Annotated in this window: 15 protein-coding genes and 1 other RNA gene; 13 read left to right on the forward strand and 3 right to left on the reverse strand. The window is 64.0% G+C overall.

What is annotated here, in order from left to right; all coding sequences use genetic code 11:
- Positions 1 to 151: 151 nt before the first annotated feature.
- Positions 152 to 1,012 carry a YicC/YloC family endoribonuclease gene (locus tag ACVOK8_RS17920; RefSeq protein WP_481568008.1) on the reverse strand — a complete coding sequence of 287 codons (861 nt, stop codon included), beginning with the start codon at positions 1,010 to 1,012 and terminating at the stop codon, positions 152 to 154.
- Between the two features lie 110 nt (positions 1,013 to 1,122).
- Between ACVOK8_RS17920 and rph the strand changes: the two genes are divergently transcribed.
- The 8 genes from rph (at position 1,123) to pepQ (ending at position 8,950) form a co-directional block, all read left to right on the forward strand.
- Positions 1,123 to 1,851 (forward strand): ribonuclease PH, encoded by a 729-nt coding sequence (gene rph, locus ACVOK8_RS17925; RefSeq protein ID WP_481514458.1) that lies wholly within the window; start codon positions 1,123 to 1,125, stop codon positions 1,849 to 1,851.
- Positions 1,848 to 2,237: a VOC family protein gene (locus tag ACVOK8_RS17930; RefSeq protein WP_481568009.1), complete on the forward strand. Its 390-nt coding sequence runs from the start codon at positions 1,848 to 1,850 to the stop codon at positions 2,235 to 2,237. The genes rph and ACVOK8_RS17930 overlap by 4 nt, the downstream gene beginning before the upstream one ends.
- Positions 2,234 to 2,833, forward strand: coding sequence for an RdgB/HAM1 family non-canonical purine NTP pyrophosphatase (rdgB, locus tag ACVOK8_RS17935; RefSeq protein WP_481568010.1), 600 nt, complete (start codon positions 2,234 to 2,236; stop codon positions 2,831 to 2,833). The genes ACVOK8_RS17930 and rdgB overlap by 4 nt, the downstream gene beginning before the upstream one ends.
- Positions 2,834 to 2,849: 16 nt before the next feature.
- Positions 2,850 to 3,350 (forward strand): hypothetical protein, encoded by a 501-nt coding sequence (locus ACVOK8_RS17940; protein WP_481568011.1) that lies wholly within the window; start codon positions 2,850 to 2,852, stop codon positions 3,348 to 3,350.
- 40 nt (positions 3,351 to 3,390) lie between these two features.
- Complete coding sequence (hemW, locus tag ACVOK8_RS17945) at positions 3,391 to 4,620, forward strand: radical SAM family heme chaperone HemW (RefSeq protein WP_481568012.1); 1,230 nt, start codon at positions 3,391 to 3,393, stop codon at positions 4,618 to 4,620.
- A gap of 70 nt (positions 4,621 to 4,690) precedes the next feature.
- Complete coding sequence (locus ACVOK8_RS17950) at positions 4,691 to 7,195, forward strand: DUF1631 family protein (RefSeq protein WP_481568013.1); 2,505 nt, start codon at positions 4,691 to 4,693, stop codon at positions 7,193 to 7,195.
- On the forward strand, positions 7,192 to 7,539 hold the full coding sequence (locus tag ACVOK8_RS17955) for a PilZ domain-containing protein (protein ID WP_481568014.1): 348 nt from the start codon (positions 7,192 to 7,194) through the stop codon (positions 7,537 to 7,539). The genes ACVOK8_RS17950 and ACVOK8_RS17955 overlap by 4 nt, the downstream gene beginning before the upstream one ends.
- An 82-nt stretch (positions 7,540 to 7,621) precedes the next feature.
- Entirely contained in the window at positions 7,622 to 8,950 is a 1,329-nt protein-coding gene (gene pepQ, locus ACVOK8_RS17960; protein WP_481568015.1) for a Xaa-Pro dipeptidase, read from the forward strand.
- Between the two features lie 1,043 nt (positions 8,951 to 9,993).
- Here pepQ and pepP read toward each other — a convergent pair.
- The gene (gene pepP, locus ACVOK8_RS17965; protein ID WP_481568016.1) at positions 9,994 to 11,319 is read right to left on the reverse strand and encodes a Xaa-Pro aminopeptidase; all 1,326 of its coding nucleotides are present in this window, start codon (positions 11,317 to 11,319) and stop codon (positions 9,994 to 9,996) included.
- 8 nt (positions 11,320 to 11,327) lie between these two features.
- On the reverse strand, positions 11,328 to 11,873 hold the full coding sequence (locus tag ACVOK8_RS17970; protein WP_481568017.1) for a YecA/YgfB family protein: 546 nt from the start codon (positions 11,871 to 11,873) through the stop codon (positions 11,328 to 11,330).
- Positions 11,874 to 11,998: 125 nt separating this feature from the next.
- On the opposite strand from ACVOK8_RS17970, the gene ACVOK8_RS17975 reads away from it, so the two are divergent.
- The 5 genes from ACVOK8_RS17975 (at position 11,999) to ACVOK8_RS17995 (ending at position 14,090) form a co-directional block, all read left to right on the forward strand.
- Positions 11,999 to 12,220, forward strand: coding sequence for a TIGR02449 family protein (locus tag ACVOK8_RS17975; protein ID WP_481568018.1), 222 nt, complete (start codon positions 11,999 to 12,001; stop codon positions 12,218 to 12,220).
- Positions 12,217 to 12,516, forward strand: coding sequence for a cell division protein ZapA (locus tag ACVOK8_RS17980; RefSeq protein ID WP_481517729.1), 300 nt, complete (start codon positions 12,217 to 12,219; stop codon positions 12,514 to 12,516). Before ACVOK8_RS17975 ends, ACVOK8_RS17980 begins: the two co-directional genes overlap by 4 nt.
- Before the next feature lie 85 nt (positions 12,517 to 12,601).
- Positions 12,602 to 12,786, forward strand: a non-coding RNA gene (ssrS, locus tag ACVOK8_RS17985) — 6S RNA.
- A 237-nt stretch (positions 12,787 to 13,023) separates the two neighbouring features.
- The gene (locus tag ACVOK8_RS17990) at positions 13,024 to 13,611 is read left to right on the forward strand and encodes a 5-formyltetrahydrofolate cyclo-ligase (RefSeq protein ID WP_481568019.1); all 588 of its coding nucleotides are present in this window, start codon (positions 13,024 to 13,026) and stop codon (positions 13,609 to 13,611) included.
- Positions 13,608 to 14,090 carry an EVE domain-containing protein gene (locus ACVOK8_RS17995; RefSeq protein ID WP_303747296.1) on the forward strand — a complete coding sequence of 161 codons (483 nt, stop codon included), beginning with the start codon at positions 13,608 to 13,610 and terminating at the stop codon, positions 14,088 to 14,090. The genes ACVOK8_RS17990 and ACVOK8_RS17995 overlap by 4 nt, the downstream gene beginning before the upstream one ends.
- The last annotated feature ends 142 nt before the right edge of the window (positions 14,091 to 14,232 follow it).

Below are 14,232 nucleotides of genomic sequence, written 5' to 3' on the forward strand. Positions count from 1 at the left end.
GCCATGCTCGGCAGGGCATTACCGGCAAGGCCTCTGCCGAGCACGGCTCGGCACTACAGATTCAGCCCCTCTCCCGCGTGCGGGAGAGGGGTTGGGGTGAGGGCAGCTTTGCTCGGAAAGCTCCTTGCCGAGCATGGCTCGGCACTACCGTTTACTCGATGTTCTGGACCTGCTCGCGGATCTGGTCGATCAGCACTTTCAGCTCGACGGCGGCGTTGGAGGTGCGTGCATCCACCGATTTGGAGCCCAGAGTGTTGGCCTCGCGGTTGAACTCCTGCAGCAGGAAGTCCAGGCGGCGGCCGACCGGCTCGCGCTGACGCAACACGCGGCGGATCTCCGAGATATGGCTGTCCAGACGGTCCAGTTCCTCGTCCACGTCGAGCTTCTGCAGCCACATCACCAGCTCCTGCTCCGCCCGGCCCGGATCAACCGGGTGCGGCAGGTCGGCCAGACGCGCAGCCAGCTTGACCCGCTGCCCCTCGCGGATGGCCGGGATCAGCTCGCGGACTTCGCCGGCAATGCGTTCGACCGAATCGACGCGCTCGCTGATCGCCGCGGCCAGCTTGTCGCCTTCACGCTCACGTGCCTGCACAAAGCTGGTGACAGTCTCTTCCAGCAAGGCCAGTGCCTCGACATGCAGGGCGGCACTGTCGGTGGCCTCGGCACGCAGCACGCCCGGGTGCTGCAGCAGATCGGTGAAGCCCACCTGCATGCCCGGGAAGCGGCCCTGCAGACGCTGTGCCAATTCAGCCAACTGCTCGACCAACACTTCGTTGACTGCCAGCGAAGTGGCGGCTTCCGGCGCGCGCAGCCGCATCACCAGGTCGAGCTTGCCGCGGCTGACACGGGCAGCAATGCGCTCGCGCAGCTGTGGTTCCAGCGCACGCAGGTCCTCGGGCAGACGCACGCCCACTTCCAGGAACCGGTGGTTCACCGAGCGCAGTTCGCAGCCCAGGGTGCCCCACGCGGTGATGCGTTCGCCGCCGGCATAGGCGGTCATGCTCCGAATCATGTGCTTTCCGATGTGTTTCAAAGGGCGAATGGTACCCTAGCCACCTCTGGACGCTGGTACCTCAACCACCCAGACGCCCGCCAGTTCACCTCGTACTAATCGGATTCCCCATGACCTTTTCCCGTCCCAGCGGCCGCCAGGCCGATCAGATGCGCACCGTCACCATCGAACGTTCCTTCACCCGCCATGCCGAAGGCTCGGTGCTGGTGAGCTTTGGCGACACCCGCGTGCTGTGCACCGCCAGCGTCGAGAACCGGGTCCCCGGCTTCCTGCGTGGCAAGGGCGAAGGCTGGGTCACGGCCGAATACGGCATGTTGCCGCGCTCCACCCACACCCGCTCCGACCGTGAAGCCGCGCGCGGCAAGCAAGGCGGCCGCACCCTGGAAATCCAGCGCCTGATCGGCCGCACTCTGCGCGCCTGCATCGACCGCAATGCCCTGGGCGAGCGCACCATCACCCTGGACTGCGACGTGCTGCAGGCCGACGGCGGTACCCGCACCGCCGCCATCACCGGCGCTTACGTCGCCCTGGTGGACGCCGTGAACCTGCTGATGAAGCGCGGCGAGATCAAGCGCAACCCGCTGTTTGGCGCCGTCGCCGCCGTCTCGGTTGGCGTCTACAAGGGCCAGCCGGTGCTGGACCTGGATTACCCGGAAGACAGCGACTGCGATACCGATATGAACATCGTCATGAATGACGGCGGCGGCTTCATCGAGCTGCAGGGCACGGCTGAAGGCCACGCCTTCCGCCGCGATGAACTGGACGCGCTGCTGGTGCTGGCCGAAAAGGGTATCCGCGAGCTGTTCGACGCCCAGCAGGCGGCTTTGGCGCAGGCATGAACCGGCGTCTCGCCCTGGTCACCCTCGTAGTCGCCGACTACGACGAAGCGATTGCCTGGTACACCGGCAAACTCGGCTTCCAGCTGCTGGAAGACCTGGACCAAGGCCGCAAGCGCTGGGTGGTGGTCGGCCCGACCGATGGCAGCGCCGCCGCGCTGCTGTTGGCGCGTGCCAGCGACGAGGAACAGCGCAGCCGCATCGGCAATCAGACCGGTGGCCGCGTTGGCTTCTTCCTGCACACCGATGACTTCCATCGCGACTACGCGGCAATGCTCGCGCAGGGCGTGGAATTCCTCGAAGCCCCGCGCGAAGAACCTTATGCAACGGTCGCGGTGTTCCGCGACCTGTACGGCAACACCTGGGACTTGTTGGAGCCCAAGCAATGAAACTGGTACTGGCCAGCGGCAACGCCGGCAAATTGAAGGAACTGCAGGCGATGTTGGCCGAGCTGCCGCTGCAGATCGTGCCGCAACGCGAAATGGGCGTGGACGATGTGCCGGAAACCGGCCTGACCTTCGTCGAGAACGCGCTGATCAAGGCGCGCCACGCCTGCACGGTGACCGGACTGCCCGCGCTGGCCGACGACTCCGGGCTGATCGTCGACGCACTGGACGGTGCGCCCGGACTGTACAGCGCGCGCTACGCAGGCAGCCCCACCGACGATGCCGCCAACAACGCCAAGCTGCTTGATGCGCTGCGCGATGTCCCGGCCGAGCGCCGCACGGCCCGCTTCTACGCGGTGATCGTGCTGCTGCGCCATGCCAACGATCCGCAACCGCTGATCTGCGAAGGCAGCTGGGAAGGCCGCATCATCGACGAACTGCGCGGCAGCAACGGCTTCGGCTACAACCCGGTATTCCTGGACGAAGAACTGGGCCTGACCGCAGCGCAGATGGAACCGGCACAGAAGAACGGCCGCAGCCACCGCGCCAAGGCGCTGCAGCTGTTGTTGCAGCGCATGTCGCAACTTACGTTCGATTGACCACGGAGATCAGGGAATGACGCCACGCCGCTATCGGACCCGCTTGATACTTGTACAGGCGATCGCCATCTTGGGTGGCATCAGCGGTGCCATCGTCGGTGGTCTGCGGGCCTATGACGGTGAGTCTTCCTGGCTGGCACTCCCACTATGGTCGCTGGTCGGAGTGGTGACGGTCGTATTGATCTCGGCACCAATCATGTGGCAACGCGTTGTGCTTGATGAGAATGCAGGTCAACTGCGCTATCACAACATTGCAACCGCACATCGGTGGCGCGAGGTGCCGCTGTTCGATGTGCTCGAAGTCCGTTACGACAACTTTGCGGACAAGCGCAAAGGCATGGTTTCCGGCCTCTACCTGCACATGCGCAACGGCAGCCGACCGGCACGTCACCGCCTCATGGACAACGAGATGGGAAGCTATCAAGGACCTTCGCCGATGTTCCGTGATATCGCCGCTACCGTGCTCCGTGCACAACCTCGCTCGCTGGTTGATTCGATCCTGATCACTAAGCGATAGCGCCCTCCTCCCAGCACTTCCAATTCTCCCAAAACCGTCCATGCCGCACTCCCACGACCACTGCAACCACCTTCCCGGCGAATCCTGCGCGATCGATCACGGTCACGCTGCCGGCGTGCAGCTGGTACCGCCACCGCTGGCGCTGTATGTGCACCTGCCGTGGTGCGTGCGCAAATGCCCGTACTGCGATTTCAACTCCCACAGCGCCAAGGGCGAGTTGCCGTTCGATGCCTATATCGATGCGCTGATCCGCGACCTGGACCAGGACCTGCCGCTGGTCTGGGGCCGGGTAGTCAGCAGCGTGTTCTTCGGCGGCGGCACCCCCAGCCTGTTCCCGCCGGAGGCGATCGACCGTTTCCTGCAGGCGGCCAGTGCACGGCTGCGTTTCGCGCCGAACCTGGAAGTGACGCTGGAGACCAACCCGGGCACCGCCGAACACGGCCGCTTCGACCGCTACCGCGCGGCTGGCGTGAACCGCATCAGCTTCGGCATTCAGACCTTCAACGACGACGCGCTCAAGCGCCTGGGCCGCATCCACGACAGCAACGAAGCCGAGCGCGCGGTCAAACTGGCGCAGGACGCCGGCTACAAGAACTTCAACATAGACCTGATGTACGCGCTGCCGCAGCAGACGCTGGCCCAGGCCGAATATGACCTTGAACGCGCCTTCGCCCTCGATCCCACCCATATCTCGCACTACCAGCTGACGCTGGAGCCGAATACGGTGTTCTTCGCCCGGCCACCGCAGGGCATCCCCGACGAAGACAGCGCCTGGGACATCCAGGAGCACTGCCAGGCCCTGCTCGCCGAGCGCGGCTACGGTCATTACGAAGTCAGCGCCTATGCCCGCGACGGCTGGCAATGCCAGCACAACCTCAACTACTGGCGCTTTGGTGACTACCTGGGCATAGGCGCCGGCGCCCACGGCAAGATCAGCTCCGGCGCCGAGCAGCACGTGCTTCGCCGCTGGAAGCACAAGCACCCACAGACCTTCATGGACACCGCCGGCAGCCTGGCCAGCATCGGTGGCGACGACGTGATCAGCCCGGAGCGGCTGCCGTTCGAGTACATGCTCAATCTGCTGCGCCTGCACGAGGGCTTCAGCCTGCGCGATTTTGAATCGCGTACTGGTTTGGCACGGAGCGTGCTTCTACCCTCTCTGGCAATGGCGTTGGAGCGTGGCTGGCTCACCAGCAACGGTGAATACTGGACTCCGACCGAGCTTGGTCGCCGCTTCACCAATGATGTGGTGGAGTTGTTCCTGGCGTAAGACCCGCGAAAAGTGGCCGTTACATCACATAAATGATAGAAAACGCCCATTCAGGGGGAAGGAACGCAGGATGTCAGGCACCGCACCACGCTCAGCCAGCCAATCCATGGCAAGGATCGCCACTGCGCCGGTATCTGCCCGCGTACGTCACTTATTGGAAAGTATCTTCCTGGCCACCGATGAAGTCCTGCGCACGCCGCTGCAGCTGACCGCCATCGAGCTGGAACGCGCCATGTTCAAACGCGCGGAATTGGCCCACAACAGCCAGATTCAGTCCGACATCTATGCCCAGCTGCGGGTGCTGCGCGAGCACATGGAACAATTCCCTGATCTGTTTCTTGATGCACTTGCCACGCAAGTGGCGAGCTTCAAGGATCCGCCCAGGCCCGACCAGGAAGCACACGCGGCAACCTTCAAGTCGATGACGCTGGTCGAAGACACCGACATCGACCGCGACATCGTGCTGCATGAAATGGCGCGCCGCGAAGCGTTCCGCGCCCCCAGTCCGCTGCTGTTGTTGGGGCAGCGCTTTGCGGTGCTGGCTGCGCAGCCAGCGTTTGACCCCGAGCGCCTGCCGGTCGGCCCCTACGCACAGTGCCGAGCACTGCGCGACGCCGGCGAGCAGATGCAGCTCAACCTCGATACCCAACTGGTGCTGTTCCAGGTATTCGAACGCATGGCGATGACGCGCCATGCCGAACTGGTAGACCGCCTGAACATCCTGCTGGAACGCGAAGGGGTGCTTCCCGGACTGGTGTATCGCCCGCATCTTCCCCGCCCCTCTGCCCCGCGCGGCGCGGGGGCTGCTGGCGGACAGGCTGATGCTGGCGGCGGGCCTCGCTCCGCAGGCGCGCCCCCCCTGACCAGCTGGCAAGGCCAGGCGCCGGCTGCATCATGGGCCAATATCTCCAATGAACTGTTGGGTAGCCCGGCAGCAGCACCTGCCCAGACCAGCGCCGCGCCCGTGCAGACGCCCGCGAGTGGCGCCGCCATGCCACCGATGGAAAGCCTGCACAGCCTGCTTGATGCCGCCCGCCACGCGCTTACGCTGAGTGCTGGTACTGGTACTGGTGGTGGCGGTAGCAATGCAGGTGCAGCCACAGGCGTAACGGCAGGGACTGGCGGCATGCCCGACTTTGCCGCCCTGCAAGCGCATGCGCAGGCACAACAAAGCGCGACAGGTTCGGCCGCAGCTGCCGGCACAGCTGCATACGGGGCTGCAGCCAACGCCAGCAGCGCAAGCATTCCAGCCCAGCCCGTCTCCACCCAGACCGCGATGGACGTACTGGGCAAGCTTCAAACAGCAGCCTCGTCTTCCGGTAGTCGCCACAGCATGGCCGACATCCGCAACGCGATGATGGCGCAGGTCAGGGCCGAACACGGCCCTGCCGCGACGTTGTCGGTGCAGGACGGCGACACCATGGACCTGCTGGGCATGCTCTACACCGAGCTGCAGCGTGAGGTGCGCAGCGAGGGCCCGGCCGCCGATCTGCTGCGGCGCCTGCAGGTACCGCTGGCCCGCGCCGCCATCAGCGACCAGGAATTCTTCCTGCGTGACCAACACCCCGCTCGCGAGCTGCTCAATGCGGTCGCAGAGTCCGGTGCGGTCTGGCTCAGTGACGAAGACAGCGATCCCGTACTGCTGCTCAAGCTCAAGGACGCGGTCAACAAGGTCGTCAACGACTACCAGGGCGACGAGTCCGTCTTCGTCGAAGCCAACGACATCATCCAGGGGCATCTGCGCTCGGCGGCCCGCCGTGCGGAGATGGCAGAACGCCGACAGATCGATGCCGCGCGTGGCAAGGAGCGCCTGGAGGCCGCCAAACAACTGGCCAACAGCACCATCGACGAGCTGTGCCAGACCACCGAACCGCCCAAGTTCGTGCAGACCCTGCTGCGCAAAGCCTGGGCTGATGTACTCACCCTCACCCTGCTGCGCCAAGGTGAAGGTTCGGAGGAGTGGCAGCAACGCGAGCAGGCCACCCGCCGCATCAGCGAGATCACCACCCTGCCGCCCGGTGGCGCGGCCGATGTCAGCTTCGGCGAGGAAATCGAGCAATCGCTGCTGCAGGTGGGTTACCACCAGGATGAAGCCGCCGCCATCTCGCGCCGGCTGTCCACGCCCGGCGGCGAGGATGAGATCACCTCGCGCACCGAACTGACCGCCAAGCTCAAGGCGCGCAGCCGTCTGGGCGAGGCCGGCGAGCAGGAAGAAGAGGAGCGCCGCAAGAAAGTCGAGCCCGCCCGAACTGAAGAAGAGGAAGCGCACTACCGCCAGCTGCGCATCCTGCCGTTCGGCACCTGGTTCGAATTCACCGTCAACCAGCAAGGCGACAACCGGCGCCAGCGCCTGTCCTGGTACAGCCTGATCACCGGCAACGCCTTGTTCGTGAACCAGCGCGGCCAGAAGGTCTCCGAAAATTCACTCGACGCGATGTCGCGACTGATGGCCAAGGGCCAGCTACGCATCGTCACCGAAGACAAGGGCCGCCTGATTGACCGCGCCTGGCAGGCCACCGTGCGCGCGCTGCGCTCGATCGCCGGCCAAGCCTCCAACAGCGGGGAATCCGCATGATCACCAATACCCGCCGCGCACCGCGCCTGCAGGTCCCCGAACTGGTACAGGTACGTGACCAGATGACCGGCACCCAGATCGGCCGGCTCGGCAACGTGTCCGAAACCGGCATGTTGCTGATCACCTCGGTGCCTATGCAGGAGGACGCGCTGTACCAACTGCAGTTCCCCATCCCGGATGGTCGTGGCGGCCACCTGCAGATCGACGTTGGCGTACACCTGCTGTGGTGCGAGCCCACCCACGCACCCGAGCAGTCATGGGCCGGTTTCCGCTTCCTGACCCTGGATAAAACCCATCGCGAACGTCTGGCGCGGTGGATCGAGGGCAGCATCCCCGCAGCCTGAGTGCCGAAAACGGCACAGCAGCAACCGGCTGATTGCGGCAAAATTGGGGCCTGCATTCCGCATGCCCCAGCGAGCCACCGCGATGAACCAGCTAGATCCAGGCAGCCTGTACGCCCACCACCTCGGCGAAATGATCCGCCGCGCCGACGCTGCGCTGGCGCGTGGTGGTTTTGATCACCTGGTGGTTCCCAGCGGCACCCAGCATTACCAGGTGTTCGACGACCGCGATTACCCATATGCGGTCAACCCGCAGTTCAAGACCTGGTTGCCGCTGACCAAGCTGCCTTACAGCTGGCTGATCCACACCCCTGGCAAGCGCCCGACGTTGGTCTTCTACCAGCCCTTCGATTATTGGCACGTGGTGCCGGACGCCCCCAGCGGCTGGTGGGTGGAGCATTTCGACATCCACATCATCCGCAAGCCGGACGAAGCACTGGCCCTTCTGCCAGCTGATCCGAGCCGCTGCGCCATCCTCGGCGAGGCGCAGAGCGCACTGGGCGGTTTCGCACCGAACAACCCGGCGGCGGTGATCAATTACCTGGAATGGCATCGCGGCTACAAGACGCCGTACGAAATCGCGCTGATGCGCCAGGCGCAGGTACTGGGTGTACGCGGGCACCGTGCCGCCGAGGCTGCGTTCCGTTCTGGTGCCAGTGAGTTCGAGATCCACATGGCCTATTGCAGCGCCGTCGGCCAGGACGCCAATGAGTTGCCCTACGGCAACATCATTGGCCTGAACGAACATGCTGCCGTGCTGCACTACACCGACCTGGGCAAGCAGGCACCGCAACCGCTGCGCAGCTTCCTGATCGATGCAGGCGCCTCGGCCTACGGTTATGCCAGCGACATCACCCGCACCTATGCAGCGGCCGGCCACGACGAGTTCCAGTCCTTCATCGATGCGGTGGACGCGGCCCAGCTGAAGATGTGTGCAGCGGTGAGCGCGGGCTTTGACTACAAGCAACTGCATGTTGATGCGCACTTGTCACTGATGGGCATCCTCAAGGATTTCGGCGTGATCACGGTTTCGCCGGAAGCAGCATTGGCGACTGGTGTAAGTGCCGCATTCTTCCCGCACGGCATTGGCCATCTGATCGGCGCGCAGGTGCACGATGTGGCCGGCTTCGCAGCCAGCGAAGACGGCGGCCGCGTCGAGCGCCCGGCCGGTCATCCGTATCTGCGCATGACCCGCGTATTGGAGCCCGGCATGGTGGTGACCATCGAACCGGGCCTGTACTTCATCGACATGTTGCTGGACGAAGTGAAGAAGGCCGGCAACGCGACCAGCATCAACTGGGACCGCGTGGACTTCTTCCGTCCTTACGGTGGCGTCCGCATCGAAGACGAAGTGCTGTGCACCGACGGCGAAGCAGACAACCTGACCCGTCCGGAGTTCGCCGCACAGGCGTGATGCAAGGACGACGTCCCTCGCCCTGTAATTGAACCCCGGGCGCGCAATGCGCCCGGGATGAGTGATACCGCGGATGTACCAGCATCCGCTTTCGCGAGAACCTTCGTCCCTCCCCTCAAAAGAAGCACAGCCAACCAAGCTTTGGCTTTGGCTTTGGCTTTGGCTGCTGTTGCTGTTGCTGTTTCCCCTCCCTTACGCACAGCATAGGGGAGGGTCAGGGAGGGGTGCCGTTGCTTTGCACTTGCACTTGCACTTGCACTTGCTGTTGCTGTTGCTGTTGCTGTTGCTCTCAGCTTTTGACGTACGGGCCCCTTCCGCAGCGACGGAGCTGGCAGACAAGACCCCGCACGGGGCGACGTGCATGGATGCACGTCGTTTTTCGACGATACATGGATGTATCGTCGAAAAATCCTGCCAGCGGAGTGGACCTGTAGCGCGCAGCGCGGAAGGCGCGTAGGCAGGGTGTGCTTTCTTTGGGCCACCTTTCTTTGCACAAGCAAAGAAAGGTGTGCTCGCGCGCCGCAGGCGGGCGAAAGCCCTTGATCTTGATCCTGCCCTTGACCTTGATTGCGATTGCAGCGAGAGCGAAATCAGGAGCAAGAGCTTTCACTCCCCTTCGGGGAGCGAGTTACTTTGACCAGCCATTCGGCTGTTAAAGAGCTCTTCTTTGCTTGTGCAAAGAAAAGATAACCAAAAGAAAGCACACCCTGCCTACGCGCCCACGCCGCTTCGCGACGCGGGTCCACTCCGCCGCCGGGATTTTTCGACGATACATCCATGTATCGTCGAAAAACGACGTGCGTCCTGCACGTCGCCCCATTCGGGGTCTTATCCGTCGGCTGCGTCACTGCGGAAGGGGCCCGGTAGATCAAGAGCTTCAGAGCAACTGCAACTGCCACGGCAACGGCAACGGCAACGGCGAAAGCAACGGCGAAAGCAATGGCTGGAGCAACTGCAACTGCACCCCTCCCATACCCTCCCCTACGCTTTGCGTAAGGGAGGGCAAGTGCAACTGCAACTGCTACAGCCGAGTGCCTTGCGCCTCAGCGCTTGGCCATGAAGGCTTCAATCTCGTCGGCGCTGCGCTCCAGCGCACCGGTCAACACACGGTGCCCGTCCTCGGTGATCAACACATCGTCCTCGATGCGAATGCCGATCCCGCGCCAACGCGCCTCCACACTGCGATCGTCCGGCGAGATGTACAGCCCCGGCTCGATCGTGAACACCATGCCCGGCTCCAGCAGACGCGACTCGCCGGCCACCCGGTAATCGCCAACATCGTGCACATCCATGCCCAGCCAATGACCGGTCTTGTGCCGGTAGAAACGCTGGTAATGACGCTCCAGGATGTTCTCTTCCAGATCACCCTTCAGCAGACCAAGACGCAACAAACCCTCGGTCAAAACCTCCACCGCAGCAAGATGCCCTTCCTCGTAGGCAATACCCGGCTGCGCCTGCTCCAAGGCCGCTACCTGCGCCGCCAACACCAGATCGTGCAGCGCGCGCTGTTCCTCACTGAAACGGCCATTGACCGGGAAGGTCCGGGTGATATCACTGGCGTAACCGCGGTACTCCGCGCCCGCATCGATCAACACCAGATCACCATCGCGACTGCCGCTGTTGTTGTCGCGGTAATGCAACACGCAGGCATTCGCGCCAGCACCAACAATGCTGTTGTACGCAGCACACGCATCGGCGGCGCGGAACTCACGCTCCAGCTCCGCCTGCAATTCGTACTCATGGATGCCCGCCCGTGCCGCACGCATCGCCGCACGATGCGCACGCACGCTGATATCAGCTGCCGCCTGCATCAACGCAATCTCGTCGGCACTCTTGTACAGGCGCTGCTCGTGCAGCAAATGTCCAAGCTCAAGGAACTCATGCGGCGGCTGTGCGCCATTGCGCACCTGCGCACGCACCCGGTTGACCCAGCCGATCAACTTCAGATCGAAGTCGGCGTCGCGGCCGAAGTGGTAGTACACCCGCGAGCGGCCTTCCAACAGCCCCGGCAGAATTTCGTCCAGATCCTCAATCGGATAGGCGTCGTCCATGCCGTAGTGCGAGACCGCACCATCCTGGCCTTCACGCGGACCGTCCCAGGCTTCCCGGTCTGGATCGCGCTCGCGGCAGAACAGGATGGCCTCACCGTGCTTGCGCCCCGGGATCAGCACCAGCACTGCCTCCGGTTCCTGGAAACCAGTCAGGTACCAGAAGTCCGAATCCTGACGGTAGGGGAAGAAGGTGTCGTTGCTGCGCACCCGCTCCGGTGCCGCAGGCAGTACCAGAATGGCGTCATCGCCAGCCGCTTCCATCAACTGCCGGCGGCGGCGGGTGTACTCGGCTGGGGTGATCCCGGACAGTCGCTTCATCGGCAACCTCAGTTCAGGCTTTGCCGATGGCGCGAGCCCATCACGCAGTCGCCATGCAGCAACAAGGCGGCAACGCGCACGAACTCCTCAATCTCGGACAGCGCGTCCTCGTCTTCATCGGCGCTATCGAACTCGTCGATTGAGGCCTGCGCCAGACGCGCCAGATCCTGCAGCGCCTCTTCGCCTTCCTCGCTCAACGCCGGTCGCTTGCCCGAAGCCAGGCCGAAGCCGCCCAGGAAAGCCCGGCACCACTCAAACAATGCCTCGGTACGCGCCTGCACAGGCTCGGCGGCATCCACCAGCACCAGCTCGAAGGCGAAGTCGCGGTCTTCCAACTGCGCAACCGTGGCCTGGCGCAGCAGGTCCAGCGCGCTGCCGGGCTCCGGGGCCAGCAGGCCATCATCGGCCAGTACTTTGGCCGGCCAGGACGGCTCATCGGCACCACCGGCGGCCAACCAGCCGCACAGTCCGCCGTGGAGTTCGGCCGGGGAAGCAGCCAGGCCTAGCGACTGGCTGGCCTGGAGGATGTCTTTGACGGAGGGAAGGTCGGTCATGTCACTGATCTGTAAAGCGGAGAGGAACGCCGGCACCGACAAGATGACGACGGCCGCACAGTGTACCAACCGCACTGCATACTCCTTCTTGACCGGCCCTCACCGCCATGCCTATCGTTCCAACCATGAACTCCTTCGACCCCGCTGGCCAGCTGCTGGCCCTCGCCTCCCGCCTCGAGCTGCTGCTTGAGCGCAACCAGCGGTTAAGCGATGAAAACCGCAGCCTGCGCCAACAGCAGGAGCAGCTGATCAGCGAGCGCTCGCAGTTGCTGACCAAGAACGAACAGGCCCGCTCCCGGGTGGAAGCCATGATCACCCGCCTCAAGTCGCTGGAGCAGCACACGTGAGCAACAACGAACCGGTCAGCGTCCATATCCTGGACCGCGAGTACACCGTTGGCGTGGAACCGACCGAGCGCGAAAGCCTCACCGCGGCCGCGCGCGTGCTCGACGGCAAGATGCGCGAAATCCGTGGCAGCAACCGGATGGCGGCGGTGGATCGCATCGCGGTGTTGGCCGCGCTTAATCTTGCGCATGAATTGCAGCAGGTGCGCGATGAGCAGGTTGCCCAGCAGCAGCGCTTTCAATCAGCCATGAACGAGTTGAACCGGCGCCTTGACCTGGCGATCGACAACGCGCGTTGATCCAGCTGACCAGCTCAGACAGATGAATCCGCAATTAGTGAAATACGGCTGCACGTAGGCGCACAACCTCGCTATACTGGCCACGCGTTCTCTGCTGTGAACGACGGCGTGTGCAAACATTCGCCTTGTCCCTTAATTACGACCACGGGGGCGCGACGGAGCCGGGTGTGCAAGTCCGCCTTGTAGCGGGAAGCCCGATGGCCCCCCAGCGTTCCCACTTGAACCCCGGGTTCAAGGTCGTTTCGCACGCATCGTCACCGCGGAGAATGCAATATTCCAGAACGGCGCCTAACGGCGCCGTTCTTTTTTTGTCCTTCTCCCTAAGGAAGAATCCGCTGCAGCAAGGGGACCTTCTATAGTGCCGACCCCTGGTCGGCAAGGGCATTGCCGGTAGAGCCTCTGCCGACCATGGGTCGGCACTACAAAAACTTGGCTCCCCAAGTGCTTCGCACTTACCCTCAGCCCTCTCCCGCTAGAAGATGGGCTCCCAGGCCCCGACCTTCGCAGATGACCGATCCCCGCCAACTCCTCCGCCAACAACTGCGCCAGCGTCGCCGCAACATCCCCGCCGCCGAGCGCATCGCCGCTGCCGAAACGCTAGCCACACACCTGCTGTCCCTGCCTTTCGCCGGGATCAGTGGCCATGTCGCCGGTTACTGGGCGATGGACGGCGAGATCGCGCTACACCGTTGGCAGATGCAGCTGCCGCAGCAGCAGACCTATTGCCTGCCAGTCCTGCACGGCAAGCTGCTGCGCTTTGCCCCGTGGCGGCCCGGGCAGGCACTGGTCAGCAATCGTTATGGCATTCCCGAGCCGGATATCGACCCGGCGCAGGCACTGCGGCCGGAGGAAATGGCCTTGGTCATCGCCCCACTGGTCGGCTTTGATGACGGTGGCCGGCGGCTGGGCATGGGGGGCGGCTGGTATGATCGCAGCTTCGCATTTCGGCAGCGCCAGGCCGCGCCGCCGTGGCTGGTGGGGGTAGGTTTCTCCGCCCAGCAGGTGCCGTCATTGCCGGTCGAGGACTGGGATGTGGCGGTGGATGCCATCTGTACCGAGCAGGCCACTCTCTACCCGGAACCGTTGAACGCATGACCGCCCGCAAGCGCTACTGGCTGATGAAGTCCGAACCGGACGCCTTTTCCATTGACGACCTGCAGCGCGTAGGCACCGAGCCGTGGAATGGCGTTCGCAACTACCAGGCGCGCAATTTCATGCGCGATGGCATGAAGGTCGGCGATGGCATCCTGTTCTACCACTCCAATACCAAGGTGCCGGGCATCGTCGGCATTGCCACGGTGGCCAGTGAAGCCTACCCGGACGACACCCAGTTCGATCCAGAATCCGATTACCACGACCCCAAGAGCACGCGTGAGCAACCGCGCTGGATGCTGGTGGACGTGGGTTTCGAGCGCAAGCTGGCACAGGTGATCGCGCTGGACGAGATCAAGCTGCATGCCGAGGAACTGGGCGAGGGTTTCCCCCTGACCGCCAAGGGCAACCGCCTGTCGGTGTTCCCGGTTACCGCTGCGCAGTGGAAGCTGCTGTTGTCGCTGGAAAAGAAAGCCAAGTAATTCCCTCTTGTAGGAGCGGGGGGGGCGGGGGGCGCGGGGGGGGGGGGGGGTCGGGCCCTCCGAGGGGGGGGGGCGGCGGCCGCACACCAAGCGGGGCGGCCGGCAGGAGGGCGCCAGGCAGGACGGCGCCGCCCGGGGCGCG

This window comes from Stenotrophomonas sp. STEN083 (genome assembly GCF_056759195.1).